This is a genomic window from Glaciecola sp. MF2-115 (assembly GCF_047250385.1).
Classification (GTDB): Bacteria; Pseudomonadota; Gammaproteobacteria; order Enterobacterales; family Alteromonadaceae; genus Glaciecola.
Genome location: NZ_JBLBVM010000042.1, coordinates 82086 through 103428 on the forward strand (window position 1 = coordinate 82086; position 21343 = coordinate 103428).

Consider the following 21343-nt stretch of genomic DNA (forward strand, 5'->3'; position numbering starts at 1 on the left):
TTATTTATTGTTTTTAATATGTTGTACACAACCACGCTCTTTCCATTGTTTTGGCGTTAGCTTAGGTAAATAATATTTTTCACGTTCCATTGGCGATAAACAGGTTCTATTTTTAGGTAGTGATTTTATCGCCCGATCAACAATATTACCTCGTTCAATAGGCCAATAAATAATACCTCCATTTTTTAATCCCAAAATAATTTCGTTACCATCAGGGTTAAAACTAGCGGTACTTATTGCAATAGGGTGGTTTATTTCAGTTAGCAGTTCCCCCGTTATGGCAGAGAATAGGCTTACACTTGATGGAGATTGATTGACCGATAAAACCAAAGTATCGTCAGGACTATATTTAACATCAAGAGCAGATGCATTGAGCTTTAACGTATGTAATATAGATTTTTTCTCTAGTGAATTAATGACTATTTGATTCGTCATGAACGACACAACGAATGCATTCCATTGCGAATTTACAGTCACTGTTTTTATCATCGTATCGAATTTGTATGACCTCAACAATTTGTCATTTTTTATGTGTCTTAGTTCAACATAAGAGTCGCCAACAACAAGGATTTTTTCACCATAGGGACTGAATATTACTTGTCTTGCTTTACCGATAGCTGAATCGTAAACTTTTTCACCCGATTCTATATTCCATATCGTCACGACTTCGTAAGATTCACTACGACTATAATCCGGGGCAACATTTGCTATAAAAAGACCGTCGGGGCTAAATGCGATAAAGCCGCCCTTCATCTTTGGCTTACTAAATATTTTTTCTTTTTTTTCCATAGACCAAACGTTTAATCCGCCCATATCTTCTTGCGTGGCAATGAGGTTGTTTTGACTATGAATAATTGCTTTATAAGCATGGGCATTTATTGGAATATCAAATAAAGAACGCCCTGTAGAGGTTGACCAGATATACAATTTCTTACTAACTGCCGAGATTAGCACTTTACCGTCACCGCTGAAGTTAACGGTATAGGGGTTAATTCCATAGTTGCTATATAGTTCAGACTGGTCTGTTTCAAGAATGGGAGAATCTGACTGATAAGGAACCAAGTTAAGACTTCGTTTCCCTATTACTGCCATTTGATTTCCTTCAGGGTTAAATATTATCTTTTGTATCGCCTCTCTTTCTGCGCTAACAAATTTAGGGCGAGTGATATCATAATCCCAAATATATATGTCGTTATCCCAGGTTCCCGTGATCAACAAGTTCCCTTTAGAAGAAAAAGCTTGCTGAGTTAAACCATCTCTTTGCTTGATGCAGCCTAGTTTATCTCCCGTTATTATATTTCGTCCACAAATTTCATCACCTTCTTTTGTTTCAATAATCACTGCTATTTCGTTATTAGGTAAAAACTGATATCGTCTGATTTTATCAGCATATTTCCACGATTGAATTTTCTTCCAAGTGTCTTTTGTGTAAATTTCAAGGCTATTATTCTTAGCTTTAACTGCTAGATACTTTCCACTATTTTCAAATTTTGCATTATCAAATCCATTTTCTATTTTTATGTCATACGCAGCAGAGGGTTGGGCTATCGTAAATACTTTACCTGCATCCGCAGAGCCTGCAGAAGAGCTTACAGTTAAAGCAACATCATAATTTTTGTTAGTAATCAAAAACAGACCTTCTTGGTCTAGTATTTTCTTGACTTGCTCCTTTGATTCCCAAAGAAACACGCGATATTCACTATTCTTAGAATACGCACTGGTTTTGATAAATAACTTGTCATCTGCGTTAAATGAAGCGGAGATTATGTTCTGCATAAAACTTTGACCGTCATTTTTAAGAGGGACTTCAAAGCTATGTTGCTTTATTTTTTTCGCATTAGTGGTAGCAAAAACAAAAATTTCATTACTCCCTTTTAATACGATTTCTTTACCAGAGCGGCTAAAAGGATTTTCACCACCAAAGGATAAATAACGAGATCGAGTTCGGATACTATGAATCACTTCTTTGGTAGCGGTAGAATATATATCAATGGTGTTTCCATTAAAATAGGACACTGCTATCTGTGTTCCGTCTGGATTGAATTTCACATTATTTATTTTTTTTCTTTTATTTTTTAAGGTCCATAATAATTTCATTTCATTTAAAGACCAAATTTTAACCTCTCCGTTATAAAAAACAGTCGACAATAATGCTTGGTTAGCGTCCTGCTCTATACCGCTTATGCCGCTACTAGTTAAGCGTGTTTCTTTTGAATTAAGGATAGAATGCAACATAGAACGATCAATGGCATTATTAACTGGTGATATATTTTGAGGAAAAGGACGTTCACCTCCATATACTCCAGGTAAGGCATTCAACCCAATCAAAAGTGCTGTATCAAAGTTTCCTTTTTCATTTTCTTGCTTTACTTGCTCTAGAAGGAATTGGCTTTGAGTAAGAAGCGCTTCATCTCTTTTTTCAATGGCTAAATGTTGATGTTCTTGAGCTACTACCTTCTGCCTATCAGCCTCGTCTTTCTGCACATAGGCAAATACTCCAGCCCCAACAGCCAAAATGGCTAACAGCGCTACTGCACCTAACCACTGTTGCAATTTTTTGGCTTTTAAACGCTCTTGTTCTAACTGATATTCCTTATCACGTTGAGTAAGCTCCCCTAAAGGCACGCCTAAAATACCCGCAATGATTTTAAGCAACATTAAATGAAGCTGTTGCTGATAAGTTTCTACCTTTTTATCAATCGCCTTTTTATCTAACTCTGTCGAACTTTTTAAATGCTCACGATAGGCCACTGGCGTGGTAAAGCCCTCTTCAGACTTACCATCATTATTAATTCTAAAATCAGCCGCTATAGGTTCAGCATGCTTATCGGTAGGGTTACCGTTTTGGTCGTATTCGAATTGTAAAGGGATTGGGAAACATTCATCTTCTTTCGTGAAGCCTAATTTAAGCTTACTGTCGTCCCAACTGGTGTTAGGTTCACCATCTATCATGGCGGCAATAATACGGTCAGAGCCACCTAGTTTTTTGAAGTAGTCTATTTCGTCAGCAACATATGTTGATGCAACCGCTCTCGGGGAACATAGAACAACTAACAGGTTAGTTTGTTCTAAAGCACTTACAATAGAAGTACCTAAATTAGCATGGGCAGGTAATTCTTCTTCATCACGAAAAATAGGATAAATACGTTGTGGGATTACATCTCCACGCTCGTTCTTTTTACCAACTAAGTCTTTGGGTACTTCATAGGTTTCAATCGCTTGATGTAACCACGTAGCCCACTGCCTACCTTGAACTTTATTATCAGCGTGGCGATATGAAATAAACGCATGATATTTGTATTCCTTGCCTTTCGATTGCTTACTCTCTTCCATGGAAAACCTATTATTATTATTGTTTATGTTGCTTAAACTTTTTGTGATTCAATTTGATCTATGATGTTGTCTATATAACCTTCGCAAGCGTGCACTTCACCTTGATTTGAAGGTAATAATATTTCCTTACCCAAGTGAAAGAGGTTCGTTATCTTTTCTAGTTTTGGTACTACATCATCAGAGTTGACTAAGCGGTAAATAGCTAATTTTTCTTTATAATAATTACAGTAATCAATAGCGCCAACGGGAGGTGCACCAAAGGTATAAACCTCAATATTTTCGCTTTTAATGCCCTGCTCCATAAGATAACAACTGGTTAATGTTGCGAGCGCGCCACCTAAGCTGTGACCAGTGAGTATTATTTTAGATGTTTGATTAAAAACGTCTATGTTGTCGAAAACGGTGTTAGGAATATTATTATTAGCATCTTTACTGTATTTACGAAGGGTTTGAAAAAACAATCGAAATCCTTGATAAAAACCTCTGTGAACATTTCCCCGCTTTAAAAAGTTTATGTCTTTAAAGCTTAAGTTAGTCATCCAATCTTGTGGCTCTTGAGAGCCTTGAAATACGATTGTTATTAGGTTTTTACCAGACTTTTCATCTTTCTTTTGCAAATACATAAATTGCAAATCTATGACGCTTCTTTTACCTCGAATGAACGCTATAAGCTGTGCTGTGAAGTTATTCCTAAACAGCTTTTTATGGCTAGCCATTGAATAATAGTAATAATCATCAAAGTTATAATGAGAATTTATTGTACTACTTATAATTGATTCATTTTCATAGACTAAGTTCGACAATTGGCAAAGATAAAGCGCCTTGTTAAAATCAAAACCAGTTTTAAAGTTTAGTTCTTGAGATGTAAGCCCACTTTTGCTCGTAAATTGAGTATGCCAGTCGATAAAAATTGGTCGTTTGAGTGTAATTTTTAATGTAGAAAATGGTGGTAAAGAAGAGTATATACCTGAAACACCAAAGGCGTTATTGAGGTATTTTACTGTTTCTTTATTTGACCAGTTGCCATCCGTCCCCATAATTTCTATGGATGAGCCAGACAACTCTTTAGGGAACAAAGTTGCAATACTGCATGGTACATTACTTGGTACCGCCAACACATGAGTACCAATGCCTAATTTTTTTCTCACGCACAAATCCTTTTATATCAACTACACTTGTTCCATCAATGCCAAAGACTCAGCAATATGATAAATATTTTTGTAATCATACTTGATTGTATCTGGTCTTTTTTCTTCTAAGTCGGCCCAACTCAACAAGCAATCATGGGTTTTCATTGCCTCACTTTTTGTTTCGCCATATCGCCAGTTATTAACAATATGAAATGCATTCCATCTATCATGCTCAGCTCTTGCCAAGTCGTGCATTCTTTGTGTGAGTTGCTGATTGTTTAGTCCTGTTTGTTCTTTGATGAACGTTACCCAGCGTTTAATAATATCGGTATTTAAATCTGAAAATTCATTTAGAAATGGCAAAAAATCTAGTGACTGTTGTTCTGCGTCCGTTGAGCCTTTCAATACCGTTTGTGGTATCGCTCCCCCTAACACTAATAACTTCATAGGGAAGTGTCGCTTTTCAGTAAAATTGGACCTGCGCTTAAAAAGAGGTTGATTGACCCAATGTAGCCATTTAGCAGAATCTAGTGTGTTTTTATCGTGCTCTTCTATTCGAACAGATAATTCTTCAGCCGATAAATCACTTAAATTAAGTTCCGCTTTTGCATATATATTATGGCTTCGCTGAGCAAGTACTTCGCTTTTGCTGTCCAACAACTGATCGAAGCTCAATATATGCTTTAACGCGCCAAATGATTTTATTTGTTGATGCTCTATGTCGTGATTTGACGCATTATAATAGTGGAACGTTGTTGTATTATCCGTTGTTTTAGATTGTTTTAAAGTGCACATATCATATAAGCGAAGTATGCTTTTTAGGGCAGTGTTTTGATCTTCATCAGATACAATTATATGGTTGAAATTGGATGGATTTTGAATCTGTTGTTCTGTTCCTATAAAAGTAATATCCCACAAATCTAAACCTTTACCATTACAATGCTCGGAAACTTGATGGTGAGTGATAAAAAAATCATTCTCTTGTTCTGATAATATCGTTATGTCGATTTTCTTATGATTACAAAAGTGTGAAAGTAATAATAACTCTCGAAGAACAGACTCCCCTACTTCATCAAAGCCAGAAATCAGAACTCTCACTGGCTCACTACTATCAGAGCTCGTATCAGTATTGCCACCTAAATTCATAGATTGCACTAAGTCGATAGCTATTTTTTCGCTTAAGTTAAATATATTAATCAACAAACCCGTGGACTGTTTTTTAATATTTTCAATTGAGTAGAAAGCACTTGGTTCAAACAACTTGTAACTCATTACATTGTCGATACCAATATGGCAGTGAAGTTGAGGCTTATGAGGCGACTCAACTAAGGTTTTTAGAATGGCTAAATTGTTTAAGTCACACCCAGTAATAGCCACCATTGCCTTAGCTTTTAAAATAGATGCTTTTTGTTGAATGGCGATATCAGAAGCATCCCCCATTATTAGTGTCACTTTTTTCTTTTTATACTGAATGAGCAATGGGTTGCTATGATCTTTTTCTACAATAACCACTTTTTCTTTTTTACTGATTAAGTCATCAATTAAATAAGTGCTTACCTTATTCAAACCAAAAACAATGTAATGATTCTTATAATATCTCACCAAAAGGTTGGCTTTGAACCAATTGCCCGCGGCAAAAAAGGTTGCAAAAGCTATTGAGAAAAACACCGAACAAACAGCCGATAACCTTGCTGCCGAAATTGCCCAATGCTTTATTGCTTCTTCAGCAGGCGAAGAAATTAATGAAAACAATTTAATAGTGCTGTAACACACATCAAACCAACGGGTTAATTCAGGGTGAGAGATATTCGCTTTAGCAACATAAACGGAGCTAAATCCATACAAACCTAAAACAAACGTAGCCATCACAAAACACGCCAAAATAATAATGCCGGTTATGTTTAATGGGGCTGAAGAAGCTTTATTAGGTTTCATTTATTTTCCTTTTGGGCGAACTATACTAAGTACACTATGCGTGTTTTATATTTATCAACATGTGGAGAATCTCATAATTTCCTACCTGACTCTATATCACTTGAGTAAGCCACTTCATCCGTAGAAGAGGTTTAAAAATAATTTCCATCCATAATGAGCTCGATATTATGGATAAAAGCACCTGTTTCTTATTATTAGTATTAGGATGTTCTTTAGGTCCTAACCGCCGCTAGCAGGCTTGTGTTGTCTGTTAACCCTGGTTGTATACCAGTTAAAGTTTTCTTGAGCGCATTCAATACAAAGTTGCTGAGTAATTTTGGCTATGTACTGTTCTGAATCTGTCGCATTTAACCAACGTTTTATCGACTGAAACTTTCTTATTTGATGGTGATAACGCATTTCATTTTCTTCTAGTGCAAAATTAAACACGAGTTGCTCAAATGCTAAACCTACCAGTGGTAAAAAACCGATAAGAAACATCATGATATGCTTAATGGGATAGAATTCATAGAATATACCAACCTTGAATGCGGTTAGCGTCACAATCAGCATTAACAGTGTACAAAACACAACAATAGAAACTCCTGTGAGACTAAAGCGATGCAGCAATTTTTCCAAAGCATCTAACTTAGGCTTGTGGTTTTTGTAACTTTCTTGATCTTTTTTGCCATGAAGTTTCAATTTAAAGTAATCAAGCTGATCATCAATAAGATGCATTAAAATTAGCTCTTTTCGTTGGCTTAGTAACAGACTTTCATTCACTTTATGAAGAGGAAAAGCCCTAACCATATGTGCTATCCATTGAGTATTTACATTGGCCATGCTGATCATTTTTTCAAACTGTAGGGCATTGGTTTTATTGCCGGAATAGCTTACTAATTGAAATAATTTAAGCCTTAATGCTTCAGCACATAATCGATAAACTAAGTGCTTTTTAAGCGATGCCTTTTTCTTCATTTTATAAAAGGTAAATATGCCACCTGTGTAGGCAATTAAGTAAATGATAAGTAGCCAGGGACTATGGGTGAACACTTTGGCGTAAAGTAAAAATGAAGCACCTAAAACGAGTGTAAGTGAGAAGAGCACAAAAAACCCAAGATTACTTTTAGCTTGGTGTTTACTTGCTAGCGCATCAAATTTACAACTGAAATCATAAAACTCGGCTAGGTTAGATTCGTCTTCTTTTTTTTCAGTGTTTAGTTTTTTTCTTAAAGTGCTATCTGCATATTGCACTGAAGCAACGTTCAGTTCAGAGGATATGTTTGTAAAATCAGCGATGAATGAGCTAAAATTTTGTTCTTCATTATCTCGAGCAAAATTCGCGTCAATTGCATTCTCTGAAACCTTAACTTCATATAGAAAAGGCAGGAATTCATCGCTATTAGAAAAGTATTCGGTTTGTTCGTTAAAGTGCTTTTCTGGGAATAGAAGCTGATCTGTTATAGCTTTTGTAGATGAATTTTGGTTTGATATCAATTCGTCAACATTGCTATGAACCACTATTACGACATTACATTTATTGATTAAAAAGTCTCGCCATTCGCTCGCTTCATTACTGGAGTTGTCTTCAGGGAGAGTCGTTTGTGTTATTTCTGTCGTTATATTTAGTTTCTTAGCCGCTGAGCAAATGCTTTGTTCGGTTGCCGTAGCGTGGTCCGTTAATAGTATGGGTTCAAAAGGCAGAGAAGTGACATTCTCAACTTGTGCGCTTTTAAGAATGTTGCGAACAAAATCATGAAGTTTTGAGCTTACCTGCTCAATAAGATCAGTGTCTTCTAACTTATCGCCAACGAGGCCAATATATAATTTAGGTTTCATTTAATCCTTTGAATCCAGAGAATATTGTAGCTATAAGGGTAATCCTAACATAAACCAAACTCATGGACGATAGACAGTAAAGGCGAGAGCCTTAATGGTGCTATACGAAAACTGATTAATATCGCTATTATTTGATTCCGGGGTATTTTAGAAAGCAATTGAGAACCCTCTCAAACACACAAAAAAGCCCGCGAAGCTAAGCAACGCGGGCCTTAAAGAACTTACTGAGTTCTTATGAACTCATTTTGGGCAGTTTACATCATACCGCCCATTCCACCCATACCGCCCATATCAGGCATAGCAGGAGCTTCTTCTTTCGGTAATTCAGCAACCATTGCTTCGGTTGTGATCATCAAGCTGGCAATCGACGCTGCAAATTGTAGTGCAGAGCGAGTCACTTTAGTTGGGTCAAGAATACCCATCTCTAGCATGTCGCCGTATGTGTCGTTTCCAGCGTTGTAACCGAAGTTACCTTTACCGTTTTTAACTGCGTTTGTAACAACAGACGCTTCAGCGCCAGCGTTAGATGCGATTTGACGTAAAGGCGCTTCCATTGCACGAAGTGCAAGTTTAATACCTAGCGTTTGGTCTTCGTTGTCGCCAGTCATGTCAGCTAGTTTAGCTGCGGCACGAACAAGTGCAACACCACCACCAGGGACAACACCTTCTTCAACGGCAGCGCGAGTTGCGTGAAGAGCATCTTCAACACGAGCTTTCTTCTCTTTCATTTCAACTTCAGTTGCTGCACCAACTTTGATTACCGCAACACCACCAGCTAGTTTAGCTAGGCGCTCTTGAAGCTTCTCTTTGTCGTAGTCTGAAGATGACTCTTCAATTTGTGCACGAATTTGGTTGCAACGACCTTCAATACCTTCTTGCTCGCCAGCACCATCAACAATCGTTGTATTGTCTTTAGTGATAACAACGCGTTTTGCTGTACCTAAGTCTTCAAGCTGAACTTTTTCAAGCTCTAAACCAATTTCTTCAGAAATCACAGTACCGCCAGTTAACGTCGCGATGTCTTGTAACATTGCTTTACGACGGTCACCGAAACCAGGTGCTTTAACAGCTGCTACTTTCACGATACCGCGCATGTTGTTTACAACTAATGTCGCTAGCGCTTCGCCTTCAACATCTTCAGCAATAATGAGTAATGGCTTAGATGCTTTTGCAACAGCTTCGAGTGTTGGCAACAACTCACGAATGTTAGTGACTTTTTTGTCTACTAATAAAATGAACGGAGCTTCAAGTTCTACTGAACCATTCTCTTGATTGTTCATGAAGTATGGAGAGAGGTAACCACGGTCGAACTGCATACCTTCAACAACGTCTAGTTCGTTTTGAAGTGCTTGACCTTCTTCAACAGTGATAACGCCTTCTTTGCCTACTTTGTCCATTGCTTCAGCAATGATCTGACCAACTACTTCGTCAGAGTTAGCAGAGATAGTACCTACTTGAGCAATGGCTTTGCTATCTGCACAGTCTGTAGATAATTTCTTAAGTTCTTCAACCGCAGCGATAACGGCTTTGTCGATACCGCGCTTAAGATCCATTGGATTCATACCCGCAGCAACTGATTTCAAACCTTCAGTAACGATAGCTTGTGCTAGTACTGTCGCAGTTGTTGTTCCGTCACCTGCTTCGTCGTTCGCTTTAGAGGCAACTTCTTTTACCATCTGAGCGCCCATGTTCTCGAATTTATCTTCTAATTCGATTTCTTTGGCAACTGAAACACCATCTTTCGTAATAGTAGGTGAACCGAAAGACTTTTCTAAGATCACGTTACGGCCCTTTGGACCTAGTGTTACTTTTACTGCGTTAGCTAATACGTTTACGCCTTTAAGCATTTTGTTGCGTGCGTCGATACCGAAACGAACTTCTTTTGCTGACATAATTAAATTCCTCTAAATTTTTGCTATTCGCTTTTCGTTGCAGTGGTGAAAACCAGTAGAACAAAAAGCGTCAATTAAATCGTTGTTTTGAAAACAGTGTTGCCTACTAACAAGTGCTAATTAGCAATTGTCATTCAGCGTTCACTATTCAACAATTGCCAAGATGTCGCTTTCACTAAGGATAAGCACTTCTTCGCCATCTAACTTTTCAGTTTTTACACCGTAACCATCACTAAAGATAACTACGTCGCCAACTTTAACGTCTAATGCTTTAACGTCACCGTTATCAAGAACGCGACCGTTGCCTACAGCGATTACTTTACCGCGAGTTGATTTCTCAGCAGCTGAACCAGTTAGTACGATACCACCAGCTGATTTACTTTCTTGCTCTTCGCGTTTAATGATGACGCGGTCGTGTAAAGGACGAATTGCCATTTTCAAATCTCCTGAAAATTCCAATGTTTTGGTTTAGGTTAAAACAGCTAAATAGCGAACTAATTAGCCGCGAAATTTTAGCAGCGATACTGCTATTAATTTTTGGATTGCGAGTAAAATGGGGTTGTCACTCAATAACTCAAGGGCGTTTGCTAAAAAAAATACTTTTTTTAACGATTTTTTTCATCATCCTTAGTTACCGAGCTATTTTCACTTTCTGATGTCTTACAATCAGCGCTACTTTGGTCTTGGTCTTTGTAATCTATATTGGTCACATTAGCACCTGATTTTGATGCCTCTGTCTTGTCTACATATTCAGCATCAAATACGCTTCCATCTTCATTTTTTTGATGGAAACTAGAAGATGTTGAACCATGAAATCCTTGCTGATGGAATGAGAAGCTAGCTTGGCCTTTTCCTGACTTCATGAACGATTTAACAAGAGACGCTGCTATAGGCGCTCTGGTAAAAGGTAAGGTAAATAATAAACCCACAATGTCCGTTATGAAACCTGGTGTTACCAGCAAAACACCCGCTATCAGCAGCAGTAAGCCTTCACTTAGTTCTTTACCTGGCATTTCGCCCTGTGCCATTTTCGTTTGCACATTTCGCAAAGTATTCGCGCCTTCTCTACGTACAAAATAGGCACCTAAAAATGCCGTGATGAGGACTAACGCAAAGGTATTCCAACCGCCTATGTTGTCGCTCACATTGATCAACAACATGATTTCGAGAATTGGCAGTATTGCAAAAAGTATAAATAGGCGTCCGAACATGCCGTCTCCCGATATATTAAGTTTCTGTTAATAAACTTATTCTAGTCTAGTCTGGTCTTATTCTAATCAATAATGTTTGGGCGAATGATATTTATTCAAGACCAGAGCGTAATTGAAATTGATGAGATAAAACGAGCAGCTCAAAAATAGTGAGTAAATAAAAAAAGTATACGAAAGAAGACTCGGTTACGGCAGGTCTCCTTGCATGCAATGACCATAACAATACATACTGCACATAATTGGAATAGGGGTTTTAAGGTTTTATGAAGTTTTTTCAGCAATTCAAAATGTCACTGAGGTCTTGGCTGTTGGTAATAATGGCTGTCGTTATCGCCTACCCGCAGGCTTGTCTAGCGCAAATTGATGAGACACCGCAATCTTTGTTCGATGATGTGCCTAGCTTTTTGAAAGTAGATCAAGCTTTTCAAATGGATTTCGAGCAATCTGAAAATCGCCTCATTGTAAAATGGGAAATTGCCCCCGAATACTACCTGTATAAAAAGCAGTTCATGATCGAAGCTGATGGCGCTGTTTTAGGCGAGGGCGTATTTCCAAAAGCGATTGAAATTGAAGATGAGTTTTTCGGGCTTTCCGAAGTCTACACTGAAAGCTTTGAGGTCGTTTACCCAATCCTTAAAGCTGAAAACGACGCCTTAGTGAAGGTCCAATTTCAAGGTTGTGCAAAAGCAGGTCTATGCTACCCACCAAAACAAAATGAAATTTACTTAAATGCTGTCGCCACTAACGATGGAGGTAGCGATGCATTTTCAAGTACGCCAAACAGTAAAGCATCTGCCAGCAAAGATTCTTTAAGCGATTTATTTGAAGAACAACCTACCTTCTTAAAAGTGGAAGAAGCCTTTGGTTTCTCATTCGAGCAAAAAGAAGGGAAACTGATTGTTGATTGGGACATTGAAGAAGGCTATTACCTTTACAAGAAACAATTTAAAACCGTCGTGAAAAATGGGGAATTAAGCGAGCCCACTTTCCCCACGCCAACGCAAATTGAAGATGAGTTCTTTGGTGTTTCAGATGTATTTTTAGAGGACATGAGTGTTGAATACAACATTATCAACGCCGCTCAAGACGCGGTTGTTAAACTCAGATATCAAGGCTGCGCAACCGCCGGGCTTTGTTATCCTCCCACTACAAAGGTTATTTATTTAAATGCAGTAGGCGATGCCTCTGGCGACAATGCTAGTGGCAGTAAGCCAGCTAGTAACGACGCTCCGCAGTCGGAACAATTCCAATTAGCTGACCGTTTGCTTTCAAACGAGAGTTTGTTAATTACACTGGGACTTTTCGTTCTGCTTGGCTTAGGACTCGCCTTCACTCCTTGCGTGTTCCCAATGTACCCTATTCTTTCGAGTATTATTGTTGGTGCGGGCAAAAATAGCTTAACGACATCCAGAGCCTTTTTCTTATCCTTCGTTTATGTGCAGGGTATGGCAATCACTTACTCCTTATTAGGCCTAGTTGTCGCTTCAGCAGGCGTTCAATTTCAAGCGGCTCTGCAATCACCAGTGATATTAGTCACCTTTATTGTCTTATTCGTCGCATTAGCAATTGCCATGTTTGGCGGATACGAAATTCAACTACCATCTAAATGGCAAGAAAAGCTTAATGGCGTTAGCAACAGCCAGAAAGCGGGCAATCCAATTGGTGTCTTTGTCATGGGTGTGATATCCGGTTTGGTCGCCTCCCCTTGCACCACCGCGCCACTGACCGCAATTTTATTGGTTATCGCACAAAGTGGTGATTTAACGCTGGGCTTCACTGCGCTGTATGCCTTGAGTATAGGTATGGGTATACCGTTGATACTATTTGGCATGACGGGTGGTAAGTTGCTTCCGAAAGCTGGGCAATGGATGAATGTCGTGAAAGCGAGCTTTGGATTCATGATGCTGAGTGTCGCCATACTATTTGTAGAACGATTTATTGTTAGTGATTGGACAATCTTGCTTTGGGTTGTCCTTGGCTTGGCTTTATTTAGCTACTGGTTTGTTGTTAATCAAGATACTAAAACCACCTTCTTTAAAGGCGTTCGCACTCTCTTTATCATGGTAGGGTTAGTATTGTCAGTTGTGGTTGGCATCAATAGCACTGCAAAACTTGGCTGGCATAACTTGGTGCTTTCATCTGCTTCACCGCATTCTTCTAATGCCGACGCGGGTGAAAAGGGCTTAAGTGAAGCAGGTCACCCCAAATTCTTAGTAGTAAAAAATCTTGAAGATTTGTATGGCAAAGTTGTAGCCGCAAGTGCAGATGGAAAGTCAGTTATGGTCGACCTATACGCAGATTGGTGTGTCGCTTGTAAAGAGTTTGAAACTCGAACCTTCCCTGATCCTGCAGTAATAAACGCGTTGAGCAACACCGTATGGATGCAGATTGATTTGACCGACAATACGCCGGAAGGTCTGGAATTCCAGGAGCATTTTGATATTACTGGATTACCTACTATACTTTTCTTTGATAAGAATGGTTACGAATTACCAAAGTCTCGCGTCACTGGATTTATGAAAGCGGCGCCTTTTGCTCAACATGTGGAGAAGTCTCTAAATCAAGGTTAAATGTTTTTGATTTCAGTACGATAACCTACATAGCAGCGAACAAAACTTTCATCTAAGCCACAGCCCATATAGGTCGCGGCTTAGATGTCAAATAAATGGCGTTATTCGCCCTGAATTTGTCGTTGATCCCTCGCTAGTTTAGGTTTATTTTGTATAAAATTATTAATTGGAACGCCATGCACAGCTTGTTAATGAAAGCCATCGCGGCGATTGCAGTTGTTGTCGCAATCAGTTTTATCCTTGTCATATTTAACTTCGCTATCATTGCGCTAGTGTTGAATACTGCTGGGTTCTTTGCCTGCATTTTCTATCTAAATACCCATTCAAGCGTCGACAAAGGCACGAATGACACAAATGTCATCGAGCAAGCCTCCCACATTGATTTACAGCAACACATCAAAGCTGTGAAAAACGAATTCGTTACCGCGTTTAATATGAAGAAGCGAAAGTTAATTATTCACAACCCCGTATCGGTAAGCATTATCGCTGCCCGAAAAATAGAACTGTTTTAAGAAGAGGCAAATATGAGCGAAAAAGCAATTCAGATCCCAGAGCGTTTTGACTTTGGTTATCACAAGGAATTTACAGACCAGTATCAAGCACTTCTATCAGATCCTGGCGTCACAGAAATTGCCTTGGATTTTAGTCATGTTGGCTATTTAGATAGCTCAGCACTGGGGATGATGGTTCTGTTTCAAAAGAAAGCCAAAGGGAAAAACATATCTGTGCGCATAAAAGATGCCAAAGATAGTGCTAAAGAAATTTTAGAAATTGCGAATTTCGACCGTCTATTCGAAATTTCATAAGTAGACTATCAAATGCGCGTTTTAATCATCGAGGATGATTCTCTATTCGCTGAAATCCTAGAAACATTTCTTGGTGAAAAAGAGTGTCAAACGATCATTTCAAAAGATTTACTGAGCGCGAAGTCTGAGTTACTACTTTCACCATTTGACTTTGTTTTACTCGACAATCACCTTCCTGACGGGGATGGCATTAATTTTTTGCACTTTATCAAAGAGCTCCCCTACAAAGTGCCGGTGATGATGGTAACTGCGGAAGATGATCAAAGTGTGATGTCCAATGCTTTTGATAAGGGCGCAGATGACTTTTTGATCAAGCCATTCAGTGTCAATTTACTCTGGCAAAAAATTCAACGAAATCGTGAGCTGTATGACAAAGAAGATGAGATTATTCGAAAAACAATACGCCTCGAAAAACTTATCAATCAGCAGGAACAAGAAGAGAAGCTCGCTCGCTATGTTTATGAGCATGTAGCCTCTTTAGAAGAAACTGAAACGGAATGTGTTGATACGTATATTCAATCATCGAGTTCCTTCAACGGCGACGTATTTATTTGTGACACAGCACCAAATGGCAATCGCTTCATGATCTTAGCCGATGCAACCGGTCATGGCTTAGCTGCAGCTATCAGTGTTCTACCCTTGGTTGCCACTATTCGGGCGATGATACGAAAAGGGCTAACACTTGCGCACATCGTTCACGAGGCAAACAAAAAGTTAAACAAAGAACTACCTGATGACAAATTTGTTGCGCTAATAGGCGTTGAAGTCAATTTCAACAAACAAAGATTGCAACTCTTCAATGGCGGCATGCCCGATGTCATCTCCCTAAGAACGGATAAGTCATTAGAACTTCATTCCTCTACCTCCATGGCCTTAGGTATTTTAGACCCGGAAGATTTTGACCCAGCTATCGTTACCCTAGAGACCGGACCTATCCGTAACTTGTTTTTTTATAGCGATGGCCTAATTGAACAACCAAACCCCTCAGGCGAGGTGTTTGGGATGTCCCGTCTGCTAGCATTATTTAAACGCTATGATTATCAAGATAGCTTGGTTGCCGAAATAATTCGTGAATTTACGGAATTTAATGATTCGGGTGAATTGCTTGATGACCTCTCAATGTGCGACCTTCAGGTTGAAGCTTTGATGGAGAAACACCTGAACGAGAAGAAGAAAGTTGTGAGGATTAACGAAGGTAAAATTACCGCTACCTTGGAAATAGAAGGGCCACTAATTGCTAGTACCGATATCGTCGGATGCTTAGATAGCATAATGCGCAGCGCCGACATGGTAGGTGACTTGAGACAACGAGCATTTACCGTTTTCTCAGAATTGATCAGCAATGGCTTAGATCATGGCATTCTCGACTTAGATTCGAAACTAAAGACTGAGGTTGACGGTTTTGCCGAATATTTTCAGCTGAAAGAAGAGCGATTAGAAAATATCGGTAAGGAAGAGAAGCTGAGTATGAAGTTTGCATACTCACCAGAAACATCAGAAATAGATTTTGAAATAGTCGATTCAGGTAAGGGCTTCGATTTAAATAAAGCAAAAGATACCGATGATAATGCCTTATCAGGTCGTGGTAGGGATTTAATAAATAAACTCTGCAAATCAGTAGATATTGTCGCACCGGGCAATAAAACCATAGTAAACATGAAGAGAGACTCTTAACGAAGGAGCAAACATCTTATTGTAGTGGACAATAGTAATGGACAATTCACCGCTTGCGCAGCAAACAATGAGTTTAGTAAACTTTGACGAATTCCCTACAAAGCATTACTTCTATTCACCATGCTGAAAAAGCGTAACCCTATTGCGTCCCGCGTCTTTTGAGGCATATAGCGCTTGGTCGGCTTGACTAACAGTTTGAGGCAAACTCGAATTATTCGCCAAATCAGCCAAACCCACACTAAATGTGCAGCGGAAAGATTTATCTTTAAATACGAAATCGTTGCTAGCAAACGCATCTTTTATGGAGTTTAGCTTTTGCAGCGACTCTACTGGGCTAGCGCCAACAAGTACTATCATAAACTCTTCACCGCCATATCGACCGATGAAATCAGTACTGCGAAGTGAGCGCGATAGCAACTGCCCTAGACCACTAAGCACTTTGTCACCAGCAGCATGTCCGTATGTATCGTTTACTTTCTTGAAATGAACTAGGTCTAACATTGCAATAGAGACATTAGTTTTTTGGCGTTTACTAAGGCGATAGCTATTCATGGCCGCTTCCATGATTTGACCATGGTTCAAAACACCGGTTAAGCTATCTTTGGATACAAACTCCCTAATTCCCATAGAACGTTGTAAACGTGTTAATAGGAGTTGGATAACCAAAGCTGGCGGTGTACTTTTTGGAATGACGTCCTCTGCACCACCTTGCAAAGCAAGAAGCTTAATATCCAATTGTTCATCGGCGGTTAAAAAGACTATTGGTGTAAAATCAAATTGCTTCTGCTGGCGAATCATTTTTGCCGCTTCCAGACCGTTTACATCAGGCATATTCATATCAAGCAAGAATAAGTCTGGGTGCAGGTCGTCAATGCTATTGAACATTTCTTCCACTGAATTCATGAAGAAAACTTCACAATCTGCACCTTCTAGCAAGGTTTGGTAAAACTCACCCATCGATTTCTGATCATCAATATAAACAATGCGATAGTCGCGAGATTTTCGAATATTCAACACACGATTAATTTTTTCAATAATGCTCAAAATGGAAGTTGGCTTCACTATGAAGTCGGCAACACCTGCTCGCACAGCTGCTAAACGCATTTCAAAATTAAACAAACCAGAATACGAAATTACTTTAGTGCCACTATCCGATAAGGTCTTGGCAAACTCGAACACCTCAGAGGTCGAAATTTTTGGCATCATAGTATCGAGCAAGACTAAGTCGAATCTTTGCTTGGACAAACCTTCTTTTAGTTGCTCTATACTTTCAAAATACTCAACACTAAAATCAAAGTCAGATATTAATGCTGAAACGGCCTCACCCGACGCTTTGTCGTGATCAACAACGCCTATGGAAACCTTGCGCGATTGTCTATCTCTTTGTTTGCTAACTTCTGGTATTGAATCGACCTTGTAATGTTCAGAATTTTCTACCAGAAGGGGATTAGGTGATGACTGAGCACTTGAAATAAGTTGGTTCATCAACTTGTCAATGCTTGGACTGACTGAATGAAAATTATCACCATCTGATAAGATATCGGAGCAAGCCTTATTGATGTCTGACAAAATTGTGTGCAATTGATGTAAGGATAGAGAAGATACAGATTTTGCAAAAACATCAATGTTGTTTTTAAAAGGCGTTAATAAATCTAAGCTTTTTTCCTTCCTCGCTGCGCCCCATTGTTGCACTAAAACTTTTAATTTAGATTTGAATTTCGCATCTATTCCGCTGGGTAAAGTAATGGTGACTCTCCTAAAAGCTCTGCTTTATCGCCAAAAAACGCAATAATCAAATTTTTTACTATAATGCATCGAGTAGGCAACGATTAAAGTAATACGCGCCACATAATAAGTACTTATGAGAAATATAATAGCGCCAGTGTGAAAAACATGCAAAAACTGTCTTCAACACTCGGCGTTGAATTTCTCAATTGATGGGTCAGCTCTCGCTAACTTCGCTGATTAGACCAGTAATTTGCTGAATCTTTGTAGCGATCTGTGTATATTTCAGCTATTAACGAATTAAATTACGATTTGTATTACAAATTGACAGCTAATTGGCACTTATTGAACAAAAATGTCAGAATATGGTCAATATAACGACTCGTTCACCGAAAATATAAGCATTTTAATGAATATTTTAGTTTTAAACGGACCAAACCTAAATCTTTTAGGTAAGCGTGAGCCAGAAATTTATGGCTCAAGAACGCTCCAGGCTATAATGGCTGAACTCACTGACTATGCAAATAGCCAGGATGCAATGCTGTTTCACTTTCAATCAAATGCGGAACACGAGTTAATTGAGCGTATACAGTCACTGCTAGTTAATGGCTCCGACAACAACGCGCCAATTGACGGCATTATTATCAATCCTGCTGCATTCACTCATACTAGCGTGGCATTAAGAGATGCCTTACTTGCAGTCAATGTGCCCTTTATCGAAGTTCATCTTTCGAATGTTCATAAGCGTGAAAGCTTTCGTCATCATTCGTACTTTTCTGATATCGCGCAAGGCGTGATTGTAGGATTAGGAGAGCAAGGTTACCGCTTTGCCGTAGACGCCTTAATTACAAAATTTCAACAAACGAATTAAATAGCTTAGGTAAACCTTACCTAAGTAAATAACGCAACTATCAATTATAAAAAAAAGAGACAGAGTATGGACATTAGAAAAATAAAGAAACTTATCGAACTAGTCGAAGAATCAGGTATAGCTGAATTAGAGATCACTGAAGGTGAAGAGTCTGTAAGAATTCACCGTGGCGGTTCATCCTCTTCAGTTCAATATGCCCCACAGATGATGCAAGCACCAATGATGCATGCCGCACCGGCTTCAGCGCCTGCAGCAGCCGCACCTGTTGAAGCAGCCGCGCCGGTTCAGACTGGCCATATCGTTAAATCACCAATGGTAGGTACTTTTTATCGCTCATCTTCACCAGAGTCGAAAGCATTTGTTGAAATTGGCCAAAGCGTTAACGTAGGTGACACTCTATGTATCGTTGAAGCGATGAAAATGATGAACCAAATCGAAGCCGATAAGGCCGGTGTGGTTAAAGAGATTCTCGTAGATAACCAAGAACCCGTTGAATTTGATCAACCGATGTTCGTTATCGAATAAGGCGGCAACTATGCTTGATAAAGTACTCATAGCCAATAGGGGCGAAATTGCACTGCGTATACTTCGCGCATGTAAAGAGCTCGGCATAAAAACGGTAGCAGTTCATTCCACTGCAGACCGTAACTTAAAACACGTTTTACTTGCAGATGAATCAATTTGTATCGGTAAGCCTTCTGCCACTGAAAGTTATTTGAACATTCCGCGTCTTATTGCCGCAGCTGAAGTGACAAACTCAGTAGCAATTCACCCCGGATACGGCTTTTTAGCTGAAAGTGCTGAATTTGCTGAAGCGGTCGAAAAAAGTGGTTTTGTATTTATTGGTCCAAAAGCAGAAACCATTAATCTAATGGGCGACAAAGTGTCAGCTATCGCAGCAATGCGTAAAGCAGGTGTACCATGCGTACCAGGCTCTGACGGTCCACTAGGTGATGACATCGAGAAGAATAAAACTGTCGCTAAACGCATTGGTTACCCAATGATTGTTAAAGCAGCAGGCGGTGGCGGTGGTCGCGGAATGCGAGTTGTTCGCAGCGAAGAAGAATTAGAAGAATCCATCAAAATGACCAAGGCTGAGGCTGGCGCGGCATTCAACAATGATGTGGTTTATATGGAGAAATTCTTAGAAAACCCTCGTCACATTGAAATTCAAGTGCTTGCAGATGGTCAAGGAAATGCGATTCATTTAGGTGAACGAGATTGCTCTATGCAACGTCGCCACCAAAAAGTAGTAGAAGAAGCACCTGCACCAGGTATTTCTGCTGAAATGCGTGCGAAAATTGGTGAGCGTTGTCGTCGTGCATGTATCGAAATCAACTATCGCGGTGCTGGTACCTTTGAATTCTTGTATGAAAATGGTGAGTTTTACTTCATTGAAATGAATACGCGTATTCAGGTTGAACACCCTGTATCAGAGATGATTACCGGCGTTGACTTGATCAAAGAGCAATTACGTATCGCAGCAGGCCAACCGCTTTCCATTGAGCAATCACAGGTTAAAGTGCGTGGTCATGCTATTGAATGTCGAATCAACGCTGAAGATCCAAAAACATTCGTTCCGTGTGCTGGTAAAATTTCGATGTTTCATGCGCCGGGTGGTTTAGGTGTTCGTTGGGAGTCGCATATTTATACTGGCTACACGGTACCACCTTTCTATGATTCGATGATTGGCAAACTAATTACCTTTGGTGAAAGCCGAGAAGAAGCAATCGTGAGAATGCGACATGCTTTAAGTGAATTAGTTATTGAGGGAATCAAAACAAATGTACCTCTACAGCAACTCATCATGGCAGACGAAAACTTCTACAATGGTGGCACTAACATCCACTATTTAGAGAAAAAACTGGGTTTGTCGAAATAGTAAGTCCTCAGGACTTATGCAAATACGCTTGTGTATTTGATTTAAACCAACATTACAAAACGCCTAGCTTGTCGAATGATAGCTAGGCGTTTTTATTTGTTTTCGTTTATCTAGTTTGAAGTGACAGTAATACGAAAAGCCTAGTTTTTAATTTTTACGTCTAAAAAAGTGCGCCAAAACGTTTACACCACGTATGAAGAAATTAATTTCAGAATTAAGGAATCACCATGTTCGGCATATTCAAATCCAAGCCATCAAAAAAGCTCCGCAAAAGTTACGATATGAAACTTGAACAAGCAATGCACGCTCAGCGCAAAGGCGACATCAAAACCTATTCGATGCTAACTGCAGAAGCGAAAACTTTATGGGCTGAAATTCAAAAGTTAGAGGCTGATAAAAAATAGTTAGCCAAACAAACCAAGTACGCTGCAAGTTCACGCCTCCAAATTATAGCTAATAATTCTTAATAAACGCCCGTCTTTAATGCAGTCGGGCT

General features: G+C 39.2%; 16 protein-coding genes. 8 read left to right on the plus strand and 8 right to left on the minus strand.

Annotation, left to right across the window (positions count from 1 at the left end):
- The 7 genes from ACKLNX_RS04880 to ACKLNX_RS04910 form a co-directional block, all read right to left on the minus strand.
- Complete coding sequence (locus ACKLNX_RS04880) at positions 1–3333, minus strand: toll/interleukin-1 receptor domain-containing protein (RefSeq protein WP_412971450.1); 3333 nt, start codon at positions 3331–3333, stop codon at positions 1–3.
- Between the two features lie 32 nt (positions 3334–3365).
- Entirely contained in the window at positions 3366–4481 is a 1116-nt protein-coding gene (locus ACKLNX_RS04885) for a lipase family protein (RefSeq protein WP_412971451.1), read from the minus strand.
- A 21-nt stretch (positions 4482–4502) separates the two neighbouring features.
- Positions 4503–6398 carry an NAD-binding protein gene (locus tag ACKLNX_RS04890; RefSeq protein ID WP_412971452.1) on the minus strand — a complete coding sequence of 632 codons (1896 nt, stop codon included), beginning with the start codon at positions 6396–6398 and terminating at the stop codon, positions 4503–4505.
- Positions 6399–6617: 219 nt separating this feature from the next.
- Positions 6618–8216, minus strand: a complete 1599-nt coding sequence (locus tag ACKLNX_RS04895) for a hypothetical protein (protein WP_412971453.1) — start codon at positions 8214–8216, stop codon at positions 6618–6620.
- Between the two features lie 254 nt (positions 8217–8470).
- Positions 8471–10108: a chaperonin GroEL gene (groL, locus tag ACKLNX_RS04900; protein ID WP_412971454.1), complete on the minus strand. Its 1638-nt coding sequence runs from the start codon at positions 10106–10108 to the stop codon at positions 8471–8473.
- A 144-nt stretch (positions 10109–10252) separates the two neighbouring features.
- Entirely contained in the window at positions 10253–10543 is a 291-nt protein-coding gene (locus ACKLNX_RS04905) for a co-chaperone GroES (protein ID WP_411694281.1), read from the minus strand.
- A 170-nt stretch (positions 10544–10713) separates the two neighbouring features.
- Positions 10714–11319 carry an FxsA family protein gene (locus tag ACKLNX_RS04910; protein ID WP_412971455.1) on the minus strand — a complete coding sequence of 202 codons (606 nt, stop codon included), beginning with the start codon at positions 11317–11319 and terminating at the stop codon, positions 10714–10716.
- Positions 11320–11582: 263 nt separating this feature from the next.
- Here ACKLNX_RS04910 and ACKLNX_RS04915 point away from each other — a divergent pair, with 263 nt between their 5' ends.
- The 4 genes from ACKLNX_RS04915 (at position 11583) to ACKLNX_RS04930 (ending at position 16369) form a co-directional block, all read left to right on the plus strand.
- On the plus strand, positions 11583–13889 hold the full coding sequence (locus ACKLNX_RS04915) for a protein-disulfide reductase DsbD (protein WP_412971456.1): 2307 nt from the start codon (positions 11583–11585) through the stop codon (positions 13887–13889).
- A 176-nt stretch (positions 13890–14065) separates the two neighbouring features.
- Positions 14066–14401: a hypothetical protein gene (locus ACKLNX_RS04920; RefSeq protein ID WP_412971457.1), complete on the plus strand. Its 336-nt coding sequence runs from the start codon at positions 14066–14068 to the stop codon at positions 14399–14401.
- A 12-nt stretch (positions 14402–14413) separates the two neighbouring features.
- Entirely contained in the window at positions 14414–14695 is a 282-nt protein-coding gene (locus ACKLNX_RS04925; protein WP_411694277.1) for an STAS domain-containing protein, read from the plus strand.
- 12 nt (positions 14696–14707) lie between these two features.
- Entirely contained in the window at positions 14708–16369 is a 1662-nt protein-coding gene (locus ACKLNX_RS04930) for a SpoIIE family protein phosphatase (protein ID WP_412971458.1), read from the plus strand.
- A 111-nt stretch (positions 16370–16480) separates the two neighbouring features.
- Here the strand turns inward: ACKLNX_RS04930 and ACKLNX_RS04935 are convergent, their stop codons facing one another.
- Positions 16481–18061 (minus strand): diguanylate cyclase, encoded by a 1581-nt coding sequence (locus tag ACKLNX_RS04935; RefSeq protein ID WP_412971459.1) that lies wholly within the window; start codon positions 18059–18061, stop codon positions 16481–16483.
- A 442-nt stretch (positions 18062–18503) separates the two neighbouring features.
- On the opposite strand from ACKLNX_RS04935, the gene aroQ reads away from it, so the two are divergent.
- The 4 genes from aroQ (at position 18504) to ACKLNX_RS04955 (ending at position 21251) form a co-directional block, all read left to right on the plus strand.
- Positions 18504–18965 (plus strand): type II 3-dehydroquinate dehydratase, encoded by a 462-nt coding sequence (gene aroQ / locus ACKLNX_RS04940; protein ID WP_412971460.1) that lies wholly within the window; start codon positions 18504–18506, stop codon positions 18963–18965.
- 66 nt (positions 18966–19031) lie between these two features.
- A complete protein-coding gene (gene accB, locus ACKLNX_RS04945) occupies positions 19032–19490 on the plus strand; it encodes an acetyl-CoA carboxylase biotin carboxyl carrier protein (RefSeq protein WP_412971461.1) in 459 nt (152 codons plus the stop codon).
- Positions 19491–19500: 10 nt separating this feature from the next.
- The gene (gene accC, locus ACKLNX_RS04950) at positions 19501–20847 is read left to right on the plus strand and encodes an acetyl-CoA carboxylase biotin carboxylase subunit (protein WP_411694272.1); all 1347 of its coding nucleotides are present in this window, start codon (positions 19501–19503) and stop codon (positions 20845–20847) included.
- A gap of 227 nt (positions 20848–21074) precedes the next feature.
- Positions 21075–21251: a DUF6435 family protein gene (locus tag ACKLNX_RS04955; protein WP_412971462.1), complete on the plus strand. Its 177-nt coding sequence runs from the start codon at positions 21075–21077 to the stop codon at positions 21249–21251.
- Positions 21252–21343: the final 92 nt, after the last annotated feature.